We start from the raw sequence: 16,189 nt of genomic DNA, 5'->3' as shown, positions 1-16,189 counted from the left end.
CTAGCGTTTATTAAAGAATGAGATTTATAATTGACGTATAAGTCAATTGGATTGTAGAGGAAAATATATTGCAAGATAATAAATTAAAAAATGAAATTGAGCAGGAGTTACAATCACATCCTGATCAAAGTTATAGTGTCGAAAAATTAGCTGATGATTTGAATTATCATGGATCATCAGCTTTCAAATTAATCGTTTCAGAGCTCGCTTCACTGGAACGAGACCGTGCCGTTGTGGTTACTGAAAACGGTGATTTTAAGGTTAATCCAAGTGAGTTGAAGCTAGAGGGGATTTTCCACTCTAATCCAAAGGGATTTGGCTTTGTTAGATATGACGATGAATTACCTGATGCTTTTATCGCACCTGATGAAACGATGCATGCAATGAACCTGGATAAGGTTGAGATTCAGATTACTAAGCCAGGTGAAAAAGATTCTGATCGGGGTCCACAAGCTAAAGTGGTTAGTATTTTAGAACATCATTACACTCATGTGGTTGGTGAATTTCGTAAGACTGATGATGATCATGGTTATCTTGGTCAGGTTGTTTTAAAAGACAAAAAATTAGCAGGATTCAAGTTCTACGTGGTAGATGCTGGTCTTCATCCTACTCCAGGAGAAGTGGTTACTGCTGATATTACGGAATATCCAAGTAACGAGCATCCGGATTACATGGTTGGAATTGTGAAACAAGTAATTGGAAGTGTTGATGACCCTGGAATTGATATTTTACAGGTTGTCTATGCTCATGATGTTCCTTCTCAATTTCCAGAAGATGTTCTAGAAGAAGCAGATGCTATTCCGGACCATGTTTTGCCTGAGGAAACCAAAGGACGAGAAGATATTACCGATCAGACGTTAGTTACCATTGATGGAGAATCATCCAAAGATTTGGATGATGCCGTCACGGCATGGAAATTACCAAATGGCAATTATCATTTAGGGGTTCACATCGCTGACGTTAGTCACTACGTTAAACAAGGAACACTACTTGATCGTGAGGCGTATAAACGTGGAACTTCAGTTTATTTGACCGACCGAGTTATTCCAATGCTGCCTCGCCGTCTATCAAACGGGATTTGTTCGTTAAACGAGGGACAGTTACGGTTATGTTTAAGCTGTGATATGGAAATTAATCCCCAAGGGAAAGTTGTCAAAAAGCGGATTCATCCGAGTGTTATGAAGTCGAAAGCTCGAATGACATATACAGCTGTTAATAATATTCTTGAATCACATGATAAGAAAACGAGAGAAGAATACCATGATTTAGTACCAATGTTTGAAACCATGGCTGAGTTACACCGAATTTTATATAAGCAAAGAAAGCGTCGTGGGGCGATCGACTTTGATGATGATGAAGCAGAAATCATCATGAACAAAGAAGGTAAACCCGTTGATATTAAACTTAGAACGAGAGGTTTAGCTGAACGAATGATTGAATCATTCATGTTGGCTGCAAACGAAACTGTTGCTGAAACTTACTATCGGCTTAAAGTTCCGTTCATTTATCGTGTCCATGAGACGCCAGATCCAACGCGAGTTAAGGACTTCTTTGAATTCCTAACTGCCTTTGGAATTGAAGTAAAGGCTGATCCAGATCACTTAACTCCCAAGACTTTACAGAACATTTTAAGTAAAGTACACGGACTTCCTGAAGAAACAATGGTATCAGTAATGATGCTTAGAAGTTTACAACAGGCCAAATATAGTGATAAATGTGTTGGACACTTTGGATTAGGTGCCAAATACTACACCCATTTCACTTCACCAATTCGACGTTATCCTGATTTATTTGTTCATCGTTTAGTTCATTATTATGAAGATAATGGGATTAATGATGTTACCAAACAAACTTATGCTGACCAGGTTGGAGAAGTTGCGGTTCACTGTTCAGAAACTGAGCGTCGCGGTGTTGACACCGAAAGAGACGTTGATTCGATGATGAAGGCTGAGTACATGACTCAACATATTGGTGAGGAATACGATGCCGTTGTATCTTCAGTGATGAAGTTCGGAATGTTCGTTGAACTTCCAAACACCGTTGAAGGTCTTATTCATATCAGCAAGATGAATGATGATTACTATGAGTACGTTGAAAAGTACTTGGCGCTTGTTGGTAGAAATACCAGAAGAACTTATAAGATTGGACAAACGTTACGGGTTAAATGTGTTGCGGCCGACGTTGATCAGATGACCGTTGACTTTGAGATCGTTAAACCAGAAGATGCTCCATTGAGTGAACTTCTCCCAAAACAGGAACATAAAAATGATAAGCACCATCACAGTGGCAAACATTCTGATGGAAAAAATCGTCGTCAGAGTTATAAGAATCAAGATCGTAGAAAGAACGGTAAAAAAGGTCATTCGTTTAAAATCAGAACCAAACCATCTAATAGTCGCAAAAAATAGGGGATGGGAACATGGCTAGAAAAAAGCATCAACCAACTGAAAAGAACGTAATGGCAACTAACCGAAAGGCCCGACATGATTACTTTATTTCTGATACTTATGAAGCTGGCATCTCACTAACGGGAACTGAGATTAAATCAGTTAGAGAACGCCGTATGAATCTAAAGGACGGATTCGTGCAGGTGAGAAACGGACAAGCTTATTTGATGAATGTCCACATCAGTGAGTATGCGCAAGGAAACCAGTTTAATCATGATCCATTGCGTAATCGAAAGTTGTTGTTGCATAAAAAAGAGATCAAAAAACTTGGTGAAGCGACTTTGACTAAGGGAATTACCATTGTTCCCTTAAAAGTTTATTTAAAACATGGCTACGCTAAGGTGCTGATTGGGGTTGCTAAAGGGAAGCGTGAATATGATAAACGTGAAACCATAAAGCAACGTGATACTCAACGGCAAATTGATCGCGTTATGAAACATTATTAATTAAAAGAGAGTGCTATTGCACTCTCTTTTTGCTTGCCTAAAAATTCACATTTTATGGTAGAATAAGTTGGAGGTGTTAATAGTGAAACCGTTTATTCATAACGACTGGTGGCCGATTCTGGAGCCAGAATTTGAGAAACCATATTATCAAAAGTTAAGGCGTTTTTTGGTTGAAGAGTATAATAACAAGACGATTTATCCAGAAATGCACCATATTTTTCAGGCATTTGAATGGACCCCATTTAGTAAGGTGAAAGTCGTTATTCTGGGACAAGATCCATATCATGGTCCTAATCAAGCCAATGGTCTTAGCTTTTCGGTAATGCCAGGCGTAGCTGTTCCACCATCTCTAAAGAATATTTATAAGGAATTACAAAGTGATTTGGGCATTAAACCAGTTAATCACGGTTATCTAAAGAGTTGGGCTGAACAAGGGGTATTGTTATTAAACTCCGTTTTGACCGTTCAAGATGGAGTGGCTTTTTCTCATCGTGGCAAAGGATGGGAAAGACTCACTGATTATGCTATTGAACAATTGTCAAAGCGTCCTGAACCGGTTGTCTTTATCTTATGGGGAAGGGCTGCTAGGGATAAGATTAAGTTGATTAATACTGACGCTAATATTGTGATTCAGTCGGCTCATCCAAGTCCCCTTTCTGCGAATCGAGGCTTTTTTGGCTCAAAACCGTTTTCAAAGACGAATGAAGCACTAAAAGCCATGGGTGAGACGCCGATTAACTGGAAATTACCGGAACACGTCACTGCCACTAATAAGGAGAGTTAATTATGGACCTTTTTGATAGTTTGAAAGCAAAGATTAACGATAAAAACATTAAGTTAGTATTTCCTGAAGGGGAAGATCCAAGAATTATTGAAGCAACTAGTCGGCTTAAAAAAGATAATTTGGTTGAACCAACGTTATTGGGTGATCCCCACAAAATCAAACAAGTTGCTAAAGAAAATGGAAATGATTTAGACGGAATTACCATCATTGATATCCAAAACGTTGATTCTGACACGTTCAACGAGATGGTTAGATCACTTGTTGCACGGCGTAATGGCAAAACGGAGGAAAAAACAGCTCAGCAATGGTTGAAAGATCCGAATTATTTTGGCACGATGATGGTATACATGGGAACCGTTGATGGAATGGTGTCCGGTGCAGCTCACCCAACTGGTGATACGGTTCGTCCAGCACTTCAGATTATTAAAACTAAACCAGGTGTGAAGTTGATTAGTGGTGCTTTTGTCATGCAAAAGGGTGACACACGTTACTTGTTTGCAGATTGTGCCATTAACATTGAACTTGATGATCAACAACTTGGTGAAGTTGCCGTTGAAAGTGCACATACAGCCCGGTTGTTTGATATCGATCCCAAAGTTGCCTTACTTAGTTTTTCAACCAAGGGTTCAGCTAAGGGACCAGAAGTCGATAAAGTTCAAAGTGCAACCAAGATTGCCCAAAAGTTAGATCCAGATACTCCAATTGATGGGGAACTCCAATTTGATGCTGCGGTTGTTCCCGCGGTTGCAAAGAGTAAGGCACCTGGTTCAAACGTTGCTGGTCAGGCAACCGTTTTTGTCTTTCCAGAGCTTCAGTCAGGAAACATTGGTTACAAGATTGCCCAGCGTTTAGGTAGATTTGAAGCCATTGGGCCAATTCTTCAGGGATTGAATCAACCAGTTTCTGATTTATCGAGGGGATGCAATGCTGAGGATGTTTACAAGGTAGCCATTATCACGGCTACTCAAGCACTTTAATTTGAGGCGATTGAATTGATTAAATTTAAGGTTGATAATCCCGATCAAACCGAAAAATTAGGCGAAGAACTCGCCCCGGATTTAAAAGCTGGAGACGTTATTTTACTCGATGGCGACCTTGGCGCGGGAAAAACCACCTTCACAAAAGGACTTGGAAAAGGTCTCGGAATTAAGCGAAACATCAAAAGTCCGACTTTTACCATTATTCGGGAATACAAAAATGGACGGTTGCCCCTTTATCACATGGACGTTTATCGTCTTGAAGAGGGAGGATCCGACGAATTAGGTCTGAATGAATATTTTAACGGTGATGGAGTCAGCGTCGTTGAATGGTCCAAATTTGCGGAGGATGAACTTCCCGACCAGTATTTGAGAATCAGATTTACTAGAAATGATGATCTGGGGGATAACGATCGGACAATTGAAATGACTGCTAAGGGACAGCATTTTGATTCGATTTTAAAGTCAGGAGACTTAGTGCTTGGCAAGTGATAATGAAGAAATTACGATTCGTGCTGCTACTTCAGATGATGCGGAAGCGTTAATCGAATTAATGAAACAATTAAGTCAAGAATCCAGCAACTTTACAACGGATGTTCAGATCGATCAATTGACTGCTGAGACCGAAGCGAAGGCCATTGACGCCGTGAATGCCACTGGTACTAACATCATCTTAGTGGCAGTCGATGGTACGAAATTGATTGGCGTTTTGAGCATTAGTCAGGTTGCCAATACTGCCGGGGAACTTGGTGTCGCCGTTTTAGCTGATTATCAGGACATTGGACTTGGAACCCATCTGATTCAGGAAGCCATTGACTGGGTGGGCACTTTTAGTCACCTTAATGAATTGCGATTGACGGTCTTAAAGTCCAATGTAGGGGCTTTTCGATTGTACAAAAAATTAGGATTTATCACCAGTGATCAAAACGATCATGTTATTGAAATGAAAATGAACGTAAAAAAAGGCTGAGAAAATATCTCAGTCTTTTTATATTAACTTAACGAACGGTTTAACAGCGTTTTTGCCAAACTGCTGGTATTCATAAATTAAGATGTTAGCACACGCTAAGCTGTCATCTAATGCATTATGATGGTGTTTTAATTCGATCCCTAAGTTCTCACTAACCGTGTTCAACTTATGGTTAACAAATCCAGGGTAAAACTTTTTGGAAGTCTTAACGGTATCAAGAGTCTGATAGTGTGGTTTTGATAAACCATACCTTTCCAGACTCTTTTTTAATACACTATTATCAAAATTATTGTTGTGGGCAATCACCAGCTTATTTCTATCAAAGAGGGGGCTAATTTGATCCCACACCTCTGGAAAGGTTGGTGAGTCAATTACATCTTTTTCATGAATACCATGAACATTGATATTGCGCCAGTTAAACTCACATTCGGGGTTAATTAATGAGTAAAACTCATCAACGACTTCGTTATTTCTTACTACCGTTAATGCGACCGAACAAGCGCTAGCCCGTTGGCCTGCAGCAGTTTCAAAGTCAATTGCCGCAAAATTCATTTAACAATTCTCCTCTAATCAATCTTAAGTCCATCAGTAATTAATTGGATCGGAGCATGATCTGAGCCGGTTACCTCACCAAGAATGTTTGACTCGGCAACGTCATCTTGAATTGAGTTAGAAACCAAGAAATAATCCATTCTCCAACCACGATTTTGGGCTCGCTCGTCGTAACGGTAACTCCACCAAGTATAGGCACCACTTTGGTAAGGGTGAAGTGCTCTAAAGGTATCTACAAATCCAGAAGCTAATAATCGACCAAAATCGTCACGTTCCTGTTGGGTGTATCCAGCCTTGTGGTGATCTTCTTCTGGGTCATCAATGTCAATTGGTTGATAAGCAACGCTCATATCGCCGCCGATCACGACCGGCTTTCTTTCAGCAAGTTTACTTACAAAGGTAATAAATTTTTGGTCCCAATCAAGACGGTAGTCGAGTCTTTGCAGCTCTTCGCCTGAATTGGGTACGTAGGTATTAATTAAATAAAAGTCAGGATATTCGAGTGTCAAACAACGGCCCTCGGTGTCAGTGTCGCTTCCATCAACACCATAAAACACGTTATCAGCTTTATGCTTTGTGAAAGTAGTTACGCCTGAGTAGCCGGGGCGTTCCGCTGAGTCCCAGTACTGGTAATAGTCACCTGGTACTTCTAAAGCAATATCATTTTCGTGAACTCGAGTTTCTTGAACATTAAAAAAGTCAGCATCAGTTTCATTAAAAAATTCGTAAAAATTCTTTTTAACTGCTGAACGTAAACCATTTACGTTCCATGAGATAAAATTCATTGTATCCCCTCCTTTAATGCCAGTATAGCACGATCAGAAGTGTTTAAATAATGATAACGTGCTAGAATGTAATATGGATAATTAGAAAGGAAAATGACGAATGACTGAAGACTTAACAAAAAAATTCAAGGATATTAAAATTTTAAAAGATGAACCACTTTCCAAGTATTCTTGGACTAAAACTGGTGGGAAAGCTGATTTTCTTGCATTTCCTTCATCATTTAAAGAAACCGAAGAATTATTAAATTATACAAATGAAATTAAAATGCCGCTCACTGTGCTGGGAAATGCCAGTAATCTAATCGTACGAGATGGTGGAATTCGTGGGTTAACCATGATTTTGACCCAAATGAATAACATTAGAACTGAAGACCATCGGGTAATTGCCGAGGCTGGGGCTGCTTACATTGATGCAACTAAGGCTGCTCAAAAAGCCGGTTTGACTGGATTAGAATTTGCTGCTGGGATTCCTGGCAGTGTCGGTGGCGGAGTGTTTATGAATGCCGGTGCTTATGGGGGAGAGACCCAGTATGCACTTGAATCAGCCACGGTTTTGACGCGTAAGGGTGAGATTATTGTTTTAAACAACGACCAGTTAGACTTTGGTTATCGTCATAGTAGTATTCAAGACTATGGGGACGTTGTTTTGGAAGCGACCTTTAGACTTGAACCTGGGAATAAACGTGAGATTCAAAACGAGATGGATCATTTGAACTACCTGAGAAGGTCAAAGCAACCTTTAGAATGGCCTTCATGTGGGAGTGTTTTCAAGCGTCCTAAAGGATACTTTGCTGGAAAGTTGATCCACGATGCTGGACTACAGGGATATCGCTCTGGCGGAGCTGAAGTGTCCAAAAAACACGCCGGATTTATCATTAACGTTGGTGGTGCCACCGCTACTGATTATTTGAATGTGATTAAGCACGTTCAGGAAACTGTGTATAAAGATAATGGGGTTCACCTTGAGACTGAGGTTCGAATTATTGGTGAGCCAAAATAGGAGGAAACATAGCTTATGGTAATAGTTGAAGCAGTCATCACATTAATAGTTTTAGTCCTGCTTTCTAGCATTATCTCTCACTATGTCACTAAGATTCCAGTTAGTTTGATTCAAATTTTGCTTGGTTTAGGATTAGCATTATTCTTTAAATTCAAAATTGATTTAAACACGGACTGGTTTTTATTGCTGTTCATCGCACCATTGCTATTTAATGATGGTCGTGACTTTCCAAAACGAGAACTTTGGGAATTACGTGGTCCCATTTTTGAAAATGCCATCTGGTTGGTGTTCATTACAACCATTATTGGCGGTTATTTCGTTAATTTGCTGGTACCATCAATGCCACTGGCAGCCTGTTTTGCTCTAATTGCGATTTTGTCTCCAACCGATCCAATTGCCGTTCAGTCCATCTCAAAGCGTGTTCATCTTCCAAGTAATATTTTGCATCTAGTATCAGGTGAGAGCTTGATTAACGATGCTAGTGGACTAATTGCGTTTAAATATGCGATTGCTGCAGTTGTCACCGGTTACTTTTCTTTGGAACACGCTGCGGTTGATTTTGTTTATACCGCACTAGTGGGTTTGATCATTGGAATTGTTGGAATGTCTTTAATTATTGTTCTTCGTAATTTGTTATTAAAGGTACACTTCAATGACGTGATTTTTAACGTCGTCCTGCACATCTTGACACCGTTTATTATTTATGTAATTGCTGAAGATCTTCTTCATGCTTCGGGAGTTATTGCGGTGGTTGCCGCTGGGATTATTGATCACTTACAGACTAACGTTACCAATACCAAGTCACCAGAAGTCAACTTGTTGACCAATCGTACTTGGGATGTCATTGTTTACTGTTTAAACGGGATTGTGTTTTTAATCTTAGGTATTGAATTACCGGTTGCTACTAGGGTGGTCATCAATGGATCGGAATATCGAACTTTAGCTTCGTTTGGGATTGCTTTTGCCGTTTGGGTGGCTCTTTTGGTAATTCGAGTGGTCTGGATTTTAGGATACGAATTCTTTTCGTACTACATTACTAAACGGTCCAATAAGAAGCCCAGTTTGTCGGTTGCGCTATTGGCTGGAATTTCCGGGGTTCGTGGTGCCATTACCATGGCAGGAATTCTTTCGGTTCCCGCATTTTTATCGAATGGAAAGGAGTTTCCCGACCGTTCTTTGATGCTTTTTATTGCCGCAATGGTTATCGTGATCAGTTTAGTTGCGGCTACCATTATCTTGCCAATCATTTCCCCAGATGCTAGTTCACTTCAGACCCGAGCCTCATTGATTGATAAGGATGAAGATGATGATGAGACGGAAGATGAAGAAGATGAGCAGGAGGGCTATATTTCGGAAGATGCTGCTCGGATTTACATCATAAAGAGTGCCATTGTCAGTCTTGAAAATAATAAGACCAATGATAATGAACGAGCGGTATATGATATTGTTTTGGATTATCAGGTTGAGTTACGAAAACTTTTAAGAAAGACGAGAGACGATAGTGCAGAAAGTACGTCTCTCAATGAAGAACTTAGTTTGAGACGAGTTGCTTTAAAAGGAAAACGTGACGCGGTTAAAGATTTGTATCGTGAACAACAAATCTCAAAAGATACTTACTGGATTGCAAATCGAAGGATTAATCGTGAGGAACGTCGAATGTTTGCAAATGGTTACGACGGCTATCGAAAAAATCACTGGTACTATCCGGGATGGTTTTCATCGATTCTTCATTCCATTAAAACCTGGCAGGTAAGTGAATCAGAAAGTAAAAAGACCAAGAGTGAATTACGCCTTGTTACGATTGTTGGTGATCAAGCCGCCATTGATGCTATTTCAGACTTTTTAAGTCGAAGCGACATTAATGGTCAGGACTTTGACTCACAAATTGTTCACTTTATTGTCACTTTCTATCAGAGTCAGATTGAGCGGGCCAATTCATACGACGATCCCGACGAAGATGATGAAGTGTTTGAGTATCAATTGCTAAGATTACGGTCGGTCGCACTGGAAGCAGAACGTCGCGCTGTGGAACAATTGATTAATAATAAAAAAGTTAGTCACGCGATGGGGCTTCACTTGCGTCAGGACATTAATTATAAGGAAACGCTAATGTTGAATGATAACTAAAAAATCCTCCACTTATTGATAAGTGGGGGATTTTATATTATTCCTTATTATTACTGATAATGGAATAAATCCAGTAGATCATTAACTGTAGAACGGTCATCAAAAATACGAATACGACCATGTGCATATTCCACATGTTTAAAAATGGTCGAATGTACATCCTCGGTGAAAGGATGAGGTAAATTGTGTGGACTCGCATAAACCGTCCAATGAATAGTCCGATGGAACTTGCAACCGTTAGAATCACAATTGTAACGAAGTTAGAAAAATTACCGGATAAATGAATTTTAACGTCAATGGCCTTAGCAACGTGGACTAAACTCCAGAAACCGATAAAGGCACAGCTTAATGCACTGATCATCAGGCATGTGTATAAAAACCAGACGTGCGGATCAAGTCGAAGTAACCCATTGGCTTCATCAGGATGTAGCCAAGCGAGATGAAGTAGGTCGGTCAGAATGTAGGGTGAATTGGGATAGAACAATAACCACAGAAGTGATAGGATCCAGAACACGAAACTATTTTGGTGTGGTTTGTTACCGATGTGGAAACTAAGTTCAATTGGGATGTATCCTAAAAGGGTGTTGAGCGCTAAAAAACCGAAGCGTGTATCACGTAGAAACATGAATAAAAGCACGATCCACCCGATGAAAAATATTCTAACTTGCCATCTTTTATTTTGTGACATTATAATTTGACCCCTTTTCTTCTATATATAAATTAAACCCCAAATTAGAAAAAAAAACTAGAAATTTAACCATAGAATTTAATTTTTTTAATATTTGGAATTAGTTAACTGCCTTTATTTCAGCAATAATTCAGTGATATAATAATATACAAATTGGAGGTCGTTCTATGGGGATTGATTGGAGTAGCTTATTTACATTACATAACCTAAGCAACTTAATTGATATATTGGTTGTCTGGCTCGTGATATACGAGTTAATCATGCTTCTTCGTGGCACTCGGGCAGTGCAACTTTTTCGCGGCATTATTGTAATTATTATCGCTAAAATTGCCAGTTGGTATTTAGGACTGACGATGGTATCTTGGATTCTGGATCAAATTATCAATTGGGGAGTTATTGGATGCATTATCATCTTCCAACCTGAAATTAGACGCGGACTTGAAAAATTAGGACGCGGCTCACTCTTTAGAGCAACCCAGAATCAGGATGAAAAAGCCAAAAAAATGATTAATGCTTTAGATGGAGCAATTCAATACATGTCTAAGCGTCGAATTGGAGCGTTAATCACCATTCAAATGCATACCGGGCTAGAAGAATACATTGAGACCGGGATTAAGCTTGATGCTGACATTTCAAGTCAGTTATTAATTAACATTTTTATTCCCAATACGCCTCTTCATGACGGAGCGGTCATCATTAAGGATGATAAGATTGCTGCAGCGGCTGCCTACTTACCGTTATCGCAGAGTAATTTGATCCCTAAGGAATTGGGAACTCGTCATCGTGCTGCCGTTGGAATCTCGGAAGTTTCCGATGCTTTAACGATTGTTATCTCAGAAGAAACGGGAGAAGTTTCAATCACTAGAAACAATGAGCTTCTTCGTGGGATGACTCAGGAGGATTACCTGAAATACCTGAGAAGTCAGTTGATTCCTCGTGATCGACAGGAGCAACATCCAACGATTGTGACTCGTGCGATTAGTTTCTTTCAGAAGCATTTCGGAGGTGACAAGTAGCCATGAAAAAATCTTTTCGGAGTAAATTATTCTATGCTATCTTGGCACTAGTCTTTACAATTGCACTGTTTTTCTATGTTCATGATGGCAAAAATGATATGGGTCTCACTAACAGTACCAGTAATTCGACTAAAAGCACCCAGATGGCAGCTAATAAAACCAAGACACTGTCAGTTCCATTACAGCTCAACGTAAACTCAGACAAGTATTTTGTAATTGGCTATCCAGAAAAAGTTAACGTCCAGTTGTCAGGGCCGTCGGCGTTAGTCACTACAACCGCTAATACCCAGAACTTTAAGGTGTATGCTAACCTTAGTAATTTGGGGCCCGGAGAACACATCGTTAAATTACAACAGCAGGGTCTAAATTCTGACATTAAGAGTAAGATTAAACCTGCTCGCATTAAAGTTAACATTCAACCACGTCGGACCGTTAAGTTCCCCGTAAAAGCTGTCTACGACAAGAAAAACATTGCTTCTGGTTATAAGGCCGGAAAGCCGTCGTTAGACGTCAGTTCTGCAAAAGTGACTGGACCGAGTGATCAAATTAATCGAATTGATTCAGTAGTTGCTAAAACTAACTTGAAGCCTAACACCAAGCGTGATATAAAACAGGATGCGGTGATTGAGGCTTTAGACAAAAAAGGAAAGACCATCAACGTTATTATTACCCCATCAACAAGTTCGGTTGATTTACCGGTTTCAGCAGGTGATAATAAGAGGGTACCAGTCAAGGTTAATTTAGTTAATAAGCAGGCTAGTAAGACCTATGACGTTAAGTGTGATCCATCTGATGTGTTATTGTTAGGTGATAAAGACACGATTGATGGGATTAATTCGGTTAATGCCGACGTTGATGTCGAAAACATGTCCGGTGATAATACTAAGACGGTTTCACTTGATGCGGGTAACTCCAAAGTAAGTGGCTTGGATCCGGAAACGGTTAAAGTACAGATTAACGCAAAGAATAAGTAATAAAGTGAGGACTATATATGAAATATTTTGGAACAGATGGAATTAGAGGAGTTGCGAATAAAGACTTAACCCCAGAATTGGCTTTTCGGGCTGGTCGTGCAGGTGGTTATGCTCTGACTAAGCACAGTGTTCAAGATCATCAGCCACGTGTCTTGGTATCAAGAGATACACGAATTTCTGGACAAATGTTGGAAGATGCTTTGGTAGCTGGAATGTTGTCCGTTGGAATTGAGGTGGTTCAACTCGGAGTTGTCACTACCCCCGGAGTAGCATACTTGGTTAGAGATCAAAGTGCTGATGCCGGAGTTATGATTACGGCTTCACATAATCCCGCTGAGTTCAATGGAATTAAATTCTTTGGCGGTGACGGATATAAATTGTCCGATGACATCGAGGCTGACATCGAGAAGATTCTTGAAAGTGATACTGATGACTTACCACGTCCCTCAGCAAAGGGATTAGGCACTTCAGCAGAGTACACCGAAGCATCGCAAAAGTATCTTCACTTTCTGTCCCAAACGATTCCAGATGAATTAAGTGGGATTAAGGTGTCAGTTGATGCCGCAAATGGGGCTACCAGCAACTTGGTTCCCCGCCTTTACGCTGACCTTGGCCTTGACTTTAAAACAATGGCGACCTCACCTAATGGACTAAACATTAATGATAACGTCGGTTCCACTCACCCAGAACAGTTGCAAAAAATGGTTGTTGAAAATGGTTCCCAGTTAGGGATTGCCTTTGATGGTGATGGTGATCGGTGCATTGCTGTCGATGAAAAGGGAAACATCGTTGATGGTGATAAGATTATGTACATCTGTGGTAAGTATATGGATGCTAATGGTCGATTAAAGCATGACACCATTGTTACGACAGTGATGAGTAACCTCGGAATGTACAAAGCCATGGAAGCCAACGGCTTAAATAGTGTGAAAACTAAAGTTGGGGACCGATACGTGGTTGAATCAATGAAAGCCAATGGTTACAATCTAGGTGGCGAACAGTCCGGTCACATTGTGTTTTTGGATTTTAATACCACTGGAGATGGGATGCTAACCAGTCTGCAATTAATGCATATTATGAAAGAAACCGGTAAACCGCTTTCCGAATTAGCAGACGAAGTGAAAAAATATCCTCAAAGTCTTGTTAACGTGAAGGTTTCTGACAAAAAGCACGCGATGGATCATGATAATGTTAAAAAGGCCATTGATGATGTTGAAGATGAAATGAATGGTAATGGTCGTGTCTTGGTTCGACCAAGTGGGACTGAGCCGCTGTTAAGAGTCATGGTGGAAGCTCCGACTCAAAAAGAAAGTGATAAGTATGCAAACAAAATTGCCGACGTTGTTAGAGACGATATGGGAATTGAATAAAGCAATCACGAATTAATAAAAGAGTTAACGTTTGTTAACTCTTTTATTATGCTTAAATTTTTATTAAATTTCGTTCATCAGTGCTATACCAATTCTAACTTATATTTGACAAACACTTGTGAAACCTTTATTATCAAAGATGTTAAGTATATAAATAAAATTTAAATACATCTATACCAATTTTAAAGAGAGGTCATTCCCATGTGCGGAATCGTTGGAGTTACAGGCAATAAGAATGCGACATCCATTTTAGTTAATGGATTAGAAAAATTACAATATCGAGGATATGATTCAGCCGGAATCTTTGTGGAAGGAAAAGACCACAAAGATTATTTAGTGAAAACGACTGGAAGTATCGACGATTTAAAGAAAAAAATTGGGCCAGAAGTACAGGGAACTGCCGGAATTGGACACACTCGTTGGGCTACTCACGGTGGGGTAAACATTGAGAATGCTCATCCACAATTCTCAGATGACAACCGGTTCTATCTGGTTCACAATGGTGTGATCGAAAACTATGAACAACTGAAGAAAGAATACTTATCAGACGTTAAGTTTCATAGTCAAACTGATACCGAAGTGGCGGTTCAATTGGTTGATAAGTTTGTGACTGAAGACAAAATGAGTACAAAGGATGCCTTCATTAAGATGCTTTCACTCCTTAAGAATTCTTCATATGCTTTCATTTTAATGGATAAAGAAGATCCAGATACTTTATATGCAGCCAAAAACAAAAGCCCCATGTTGATTGGATTATGTGACGGTTTCAACGTAGTATGTTCTGATTCAATTGCTATGTTAGACGTTACTGATACTTTTCTTGAGGTGGTTGATGGTGACGTTGCGATTGTAAAGCCTGATAAGGTAACCATCCTTGATGAAAACCGTAAGCCAGTAGAGCGTCATCAGTTCAAGGTAACCATTGATCCAAGTGCGTCTGATAAGGGGACTTATCCTTACTACATGCTTAAAGAGATTGATGAACAACCCAATGTCATGAGAAAATTAGTTAAAGAGTACTTTGATGCAGACGGAAACATGAACGTTGGTTGTGGCGTAATGGATACCATCCTTGATTCAGATCGAATCTATATCGTGGGTGCTGGTACCAGTTATCATGCTGGATTAGTCGGTAAAGATTTGATGGAGAAGTACACTGGAATTCCAACTGAAGTGCACGTCTCATCCGAGTTTGCTTACGAAGATCCATTGCTTTCTAAGAAACCATTCTTTATCTTTTTGACTCAAAGTGGGGAGACCGCTGACAGTCGGGAAGTTTTAGTGAACGTTAACAAGCATCATTTTCCTAGTTTAACCATTACTAATGTTGCTAATTCGACATTGTCACGCGAAGCAACTTACACGATGTTGCTTAATGCTGGTCCAGAAATTTCAGTTGCTTCAACTAAAGCATATACTGCTCAAATTGCAATCCAAGCCATTTTGGCAAAGGCCGTTGGTATGCGGGGTAATCGTCAGGTCGCAAAAGATTTTGATTTAGCACGACAATTGGGTTTGGTTGCGACTGGGATGCAGTCAATTGTTGAAGAAAAAGATAAGATTGATGAAATTGCTAAGAAATATTTCGTTGATGCTAAACAGGCCTTTTACATCGGCCGTGGGGTTGATTACACTGTTTCCCTTGAAGCAGCATTGAAGTTAAAAGAAATTTCTTATGTCCATGCGGAAGGCTTTGCTTCTGGTGAACTTAAGCACGGAACGATTGCATTGATTGAAAAGGGCACTCCAGTGATTGGTATTATCACCCAGAAGAAGACCGCTGGATTAACTCGTAGTAATCTGGAAGAAACTGCAGCTCGTGGTGCCAGTGCTTTGACGATCGTGCGACAAAGTCTAGCTCAAGATGGTGATACGTTTGTGATCCCGGACGTTGATGAGTTGTTAACACCGCTGCTTAGTGTCATTCCAGCTCAACTAATTGCTTATTACACTAGTTTGAACAAGGGATTGAACGTTGATCGTCCAAGAAACCTTGCTAAAAGTGTTACAGTTGAATAATGTTTTTAAGAGCTACCATTCTTGGTAGCTCTTT

General features: G+C 39.9%; 15 protein-coding genes. 12 read left to right on the top strand and 3 right to left on the bottom strand.

The genetic code is table 11. From position 1 onward, the window contains the following. The first annotated feature begins 68 nt into the window (after positions 1–68). From rnr to AC6UDG_RS05895, 6 genes are all read left to right on the top strand, one after another. Complete coding sequence (gene rnr, locus AC6UDG_RS05920; RefSeq protein WP_500694300.1) at positions 69–2,408, top strand: ribonuclease R; 2,340 nt, start codon at positions 69–71, stop codon at positions 2,406–2,408. Between the two features lie 11 nt (positions 2,409–2,419). Further along, positions 2,420–2,893, top strand: coding sequence for an SsrA-binding protein SmpB (gene smpB / locus AC6UDG_RS05915; RefSeq protein ID WP_500694301.1), 474 nt, complete (start codon positions 2,420–2,422; stop codon positions 2,891–2,893). Positions 2,894–2,975: 82 nt separating this feature from the next. Next, entirely contained in the window at positions 2,976–3,677 is a 702-nt protein-coding gene (locus AC6UDG_RS05910) for a uracil-DNA glycosylase (protein ID WP_500694302.1), read from the top strand. A gap of 2 nt (positions 3,678–3,679) precedes the next feature. Beyond that, positions 3,680–4,654 (top strand): phosphate acetyltransferase, encoded by a 975-nt coding sequence (pta, locus tag AC6UDG_RS05905; RefSeq protein ID WP_500706793.1) that lies wholly within the window; start codon positions 3,680–3,682, stop codon positions 4,652–4,654. Positions 4,655–4,669: 15 nt separating this feature from the next. After that, entirely contained in the window at positions 4,670–5,146 is a 477-nt protein-coding gene (tsaE, locus tag AC6UDG_RS05900; RefSeq protein WP_500706792.1) for a tRNA (adenosine(37)-N6)-threonylcarbamoyltransferase complex ATPase subunit type 1 TsaE, read from the top strand. Then, on the top strand, positions 5,136–5,624 hold the full coding sequence (locus tag AC6UDG_RS05895) for a GNAT family N-acetyltransferase (protein ID WP_500706791.1): 489 nt from the start codon (positions 5,136–5,138) through the stop codon (positions 5,622–5,624). The genes tsaE and AC6UDG_RS05895 overlap by 11 nt, the downstream gene beginning before the upstream one ends. Positions 5,625–5,642: 18 nt before the next feature. Here the strand turns inward: AC6UDG_RS05895 and AC6UDG_RS05890 are convergent, their stop codons facing one another. Together AC6UDG_RS05890 and AC6UDG_RS05885 are read right to left on the bottom strand one after the other, a co-directional pair. Continuing rightward, on the bottom strand, positions 5,643–6,176 hold the full coding sequence (locus AC6UDG_RS05890; RefSeq protein WP_500694306.1) for a 3'-5' exonuclease: 534 nt from the start codon (positions 6,174–6,176) through the stop codon (positions 5,643–5,645). Between the two features lie 14 nt (positions 6,177–6,190). Next, on the bottom strand, positions 6,191–6,961 hold the full coding sequence (locus AC6UDG_RS05885) for an exodeoxyribonuclease III (protein WP_500694307.1): 771 nt from the start codon (positions 6,959–6,961) through the stop codon (positions 6,191–6,193). A gap of 100 nt (positions 6,962–7,061) precedes the next feature. Here AC6UDG_RS05885 and murB point away from each other — a divergent pair, with 100 nt between their 5' ends. Next, positions 7,062–7,961, top strand: coding sequence for a UDP-N-acetylmuramate dehydrogenase (murB, locus tag AC6UDG_RS05880; RefSeq protein WP_500706790.1), 900 nt, complete (start codon positions 7,062–7,064; stop codon positions 7,959–7,961). A gap of 15 nt (positions 7,962–7,976) precedes the next feature. Next, positions 7,977–10,088 (top strand): cation:proton antiporter, encoded by a 2,112-nt coding sequence (locus AC6UDG_RS05875; protein ID WP_500706789.1) that lies wholly within the window; start codon positions 7,977–7,979, stop codon positions 10,086–10,088. A 37-nt stretch (positions 10,089–10,125) separates the two neighbouring features. Here AC6UDG_RS05875 and AC6UDG_RS05870 read toward each other — a convergent pair whose 3' ends face one another. After that, positions 10,126–10,776, bottom strand: a complete 651-nt coding sequence (locus tag AC6UDG_RS05870; RefSeq protein WP_500694310.1) for a DUF1361 domain-containing protein — start codon at positions 10,774–10,776, stop codon at positions 10,126–10,128. Positions 10,777–10,943: 167 nt separating this feature from the next. Here AC6UDG_RS05870 and cdaA point away from each other — a divergent pair, with 167 nt between their 5' ends. The 4 genes from cdaA to glmS all read left to right on the top strand — a co-directional run bounded on the left by cdaA (position 10,944) and on the right by glmS (position 16,155). Further along, complete coding sequence (gene cdaA, locus AC6UDG_RS05865) at positions 10,944–11,792, top strand: diadenylate cyclase CdaA (RefSeq protein WP_500694311.1); 849 nt, start codon at positions 10,944–10,946, stop codon at positions 11,790–11,792. Positions 11,793–11,794: 2 nt separating this feature from the next. Further along, a complete protein-coding gene (locus AC6UDG_RS05860) occupies positions 11,795–12,766 on the top strand; it encodes a CdaR family protein (RefSeq protein ID WP_500694312.1) in 972 nt (323 codons plus the stop codon). 17 nt (positions 12,767–12,783) lie between these two features. Next, on the top strand, positions 12,784–14,136 hold the full coding sequence (gene glmM, locus AC6UDG_RS05855) for a phosphoglucosamine mutase (RefSeq protein WP_500694313.1): 1,353 nt from the start codon (positions 12,784–12,786) through the stop codon (positions 14,134–14,136). A gap of 201 nt (positions 14,137–14,337) precedes the next feature. Then, positions 14,338–16,155, top strand: coding sequence for a glutamine--fructose-6-phosphate transaminase (isomerizing) (glmS, locus tag AC6UDG_RS05850; RefSeq protein WP_500694314.1), 1,818 nt, complete (start codon positions 14,338–14,340; stop codon positions 16,153–16,155). Positions 16,156–16,189 lie beyond the last annotated feature (34 nt).

The organism is Fructilactobacillus sp. X2R1C1 (assembly GCF_059901435.1).
The sequence above is the reverse complement of the archived record's forward strand: the minus strand, read 5'-3'. Positions and strand labels throughout refer to the sequence as shown.

Bases quoted from the DNA above. Each gene is read 5' to 3' on its own strand.
- AC6UDG_RS05890 (WP_500694306.1), bottom strand. From the start codon at position 6,176: ATGAATTTTGCGGCAATTGACTTTGAAACTGCTGCAGGCCAACGGGCT.
- AC6UDG_RS05885 (WP_500694307.1), bottom strand. From the start codon at position 6,961: ATGAATTTTATCTCATGGAACGTAAATGGTTTACGTTCAGCAGTTAAA.
- smpB (WP_500694301.1), top strand. From the start codon at position 2,420: ATGGCTAGAAAAAAGCATCAACCAACTGAAAAGAACGTAATGGCAACT.
- AC6UDG_RS05860 (WP_500694312.1), top strand. From the start codon at position 11,795: ATGAAAAAATCTTTTCGGAGTAAATTATTCTATGCTATCTTGGCACTA.
- pta (WP_500706793.1), top strand. From the start codon at position 3,680: ATGGACCTTTTTGATAGTTTGAAAGCAAAGATTAACGATAAAAACATT.
- murB (WP_500706790.1), top strand. From the start codon at position 7,062: ATGACTGAAGACTTAACAAAAAAATTCAAGGATATTAAAATTTTAAAA.
- AC6UDG_RS05875 (WP_500706789.1), top strand. From the start codon at position 7,977: ATGGTAATAGTTGAAGCAGTCATCACATTAATAGTTTTAGTCCTGCTT.
- glmS (WP_500694314.1), top strand. From the start codon at position 14,338: ATGTGCGGAATCGTTGGAGTTACAGGCAATAAGAATGCGACATCCATT.
- glmM (WP_500694313.1), top strand. From the start codon at position 12,784: ATGAAATATTTTGGAACAGATGGAATTAGAGGAGTTGCGAATAAAGAC.
- AC6UDG_RS05870 (WP_500694310.1), bottom strand. From the start codon at position 10,776: ATGTCACAAAATAAAAGATGGCAAGTTAGAATATTTTTCATCGGGTGG.
- cdaA (WP_500694311.1), top strand. From the start codon at position 10,944: ATGGGGATTGATTGGAGTAGCTTATTTACATTACATAACCTAAGCAAC.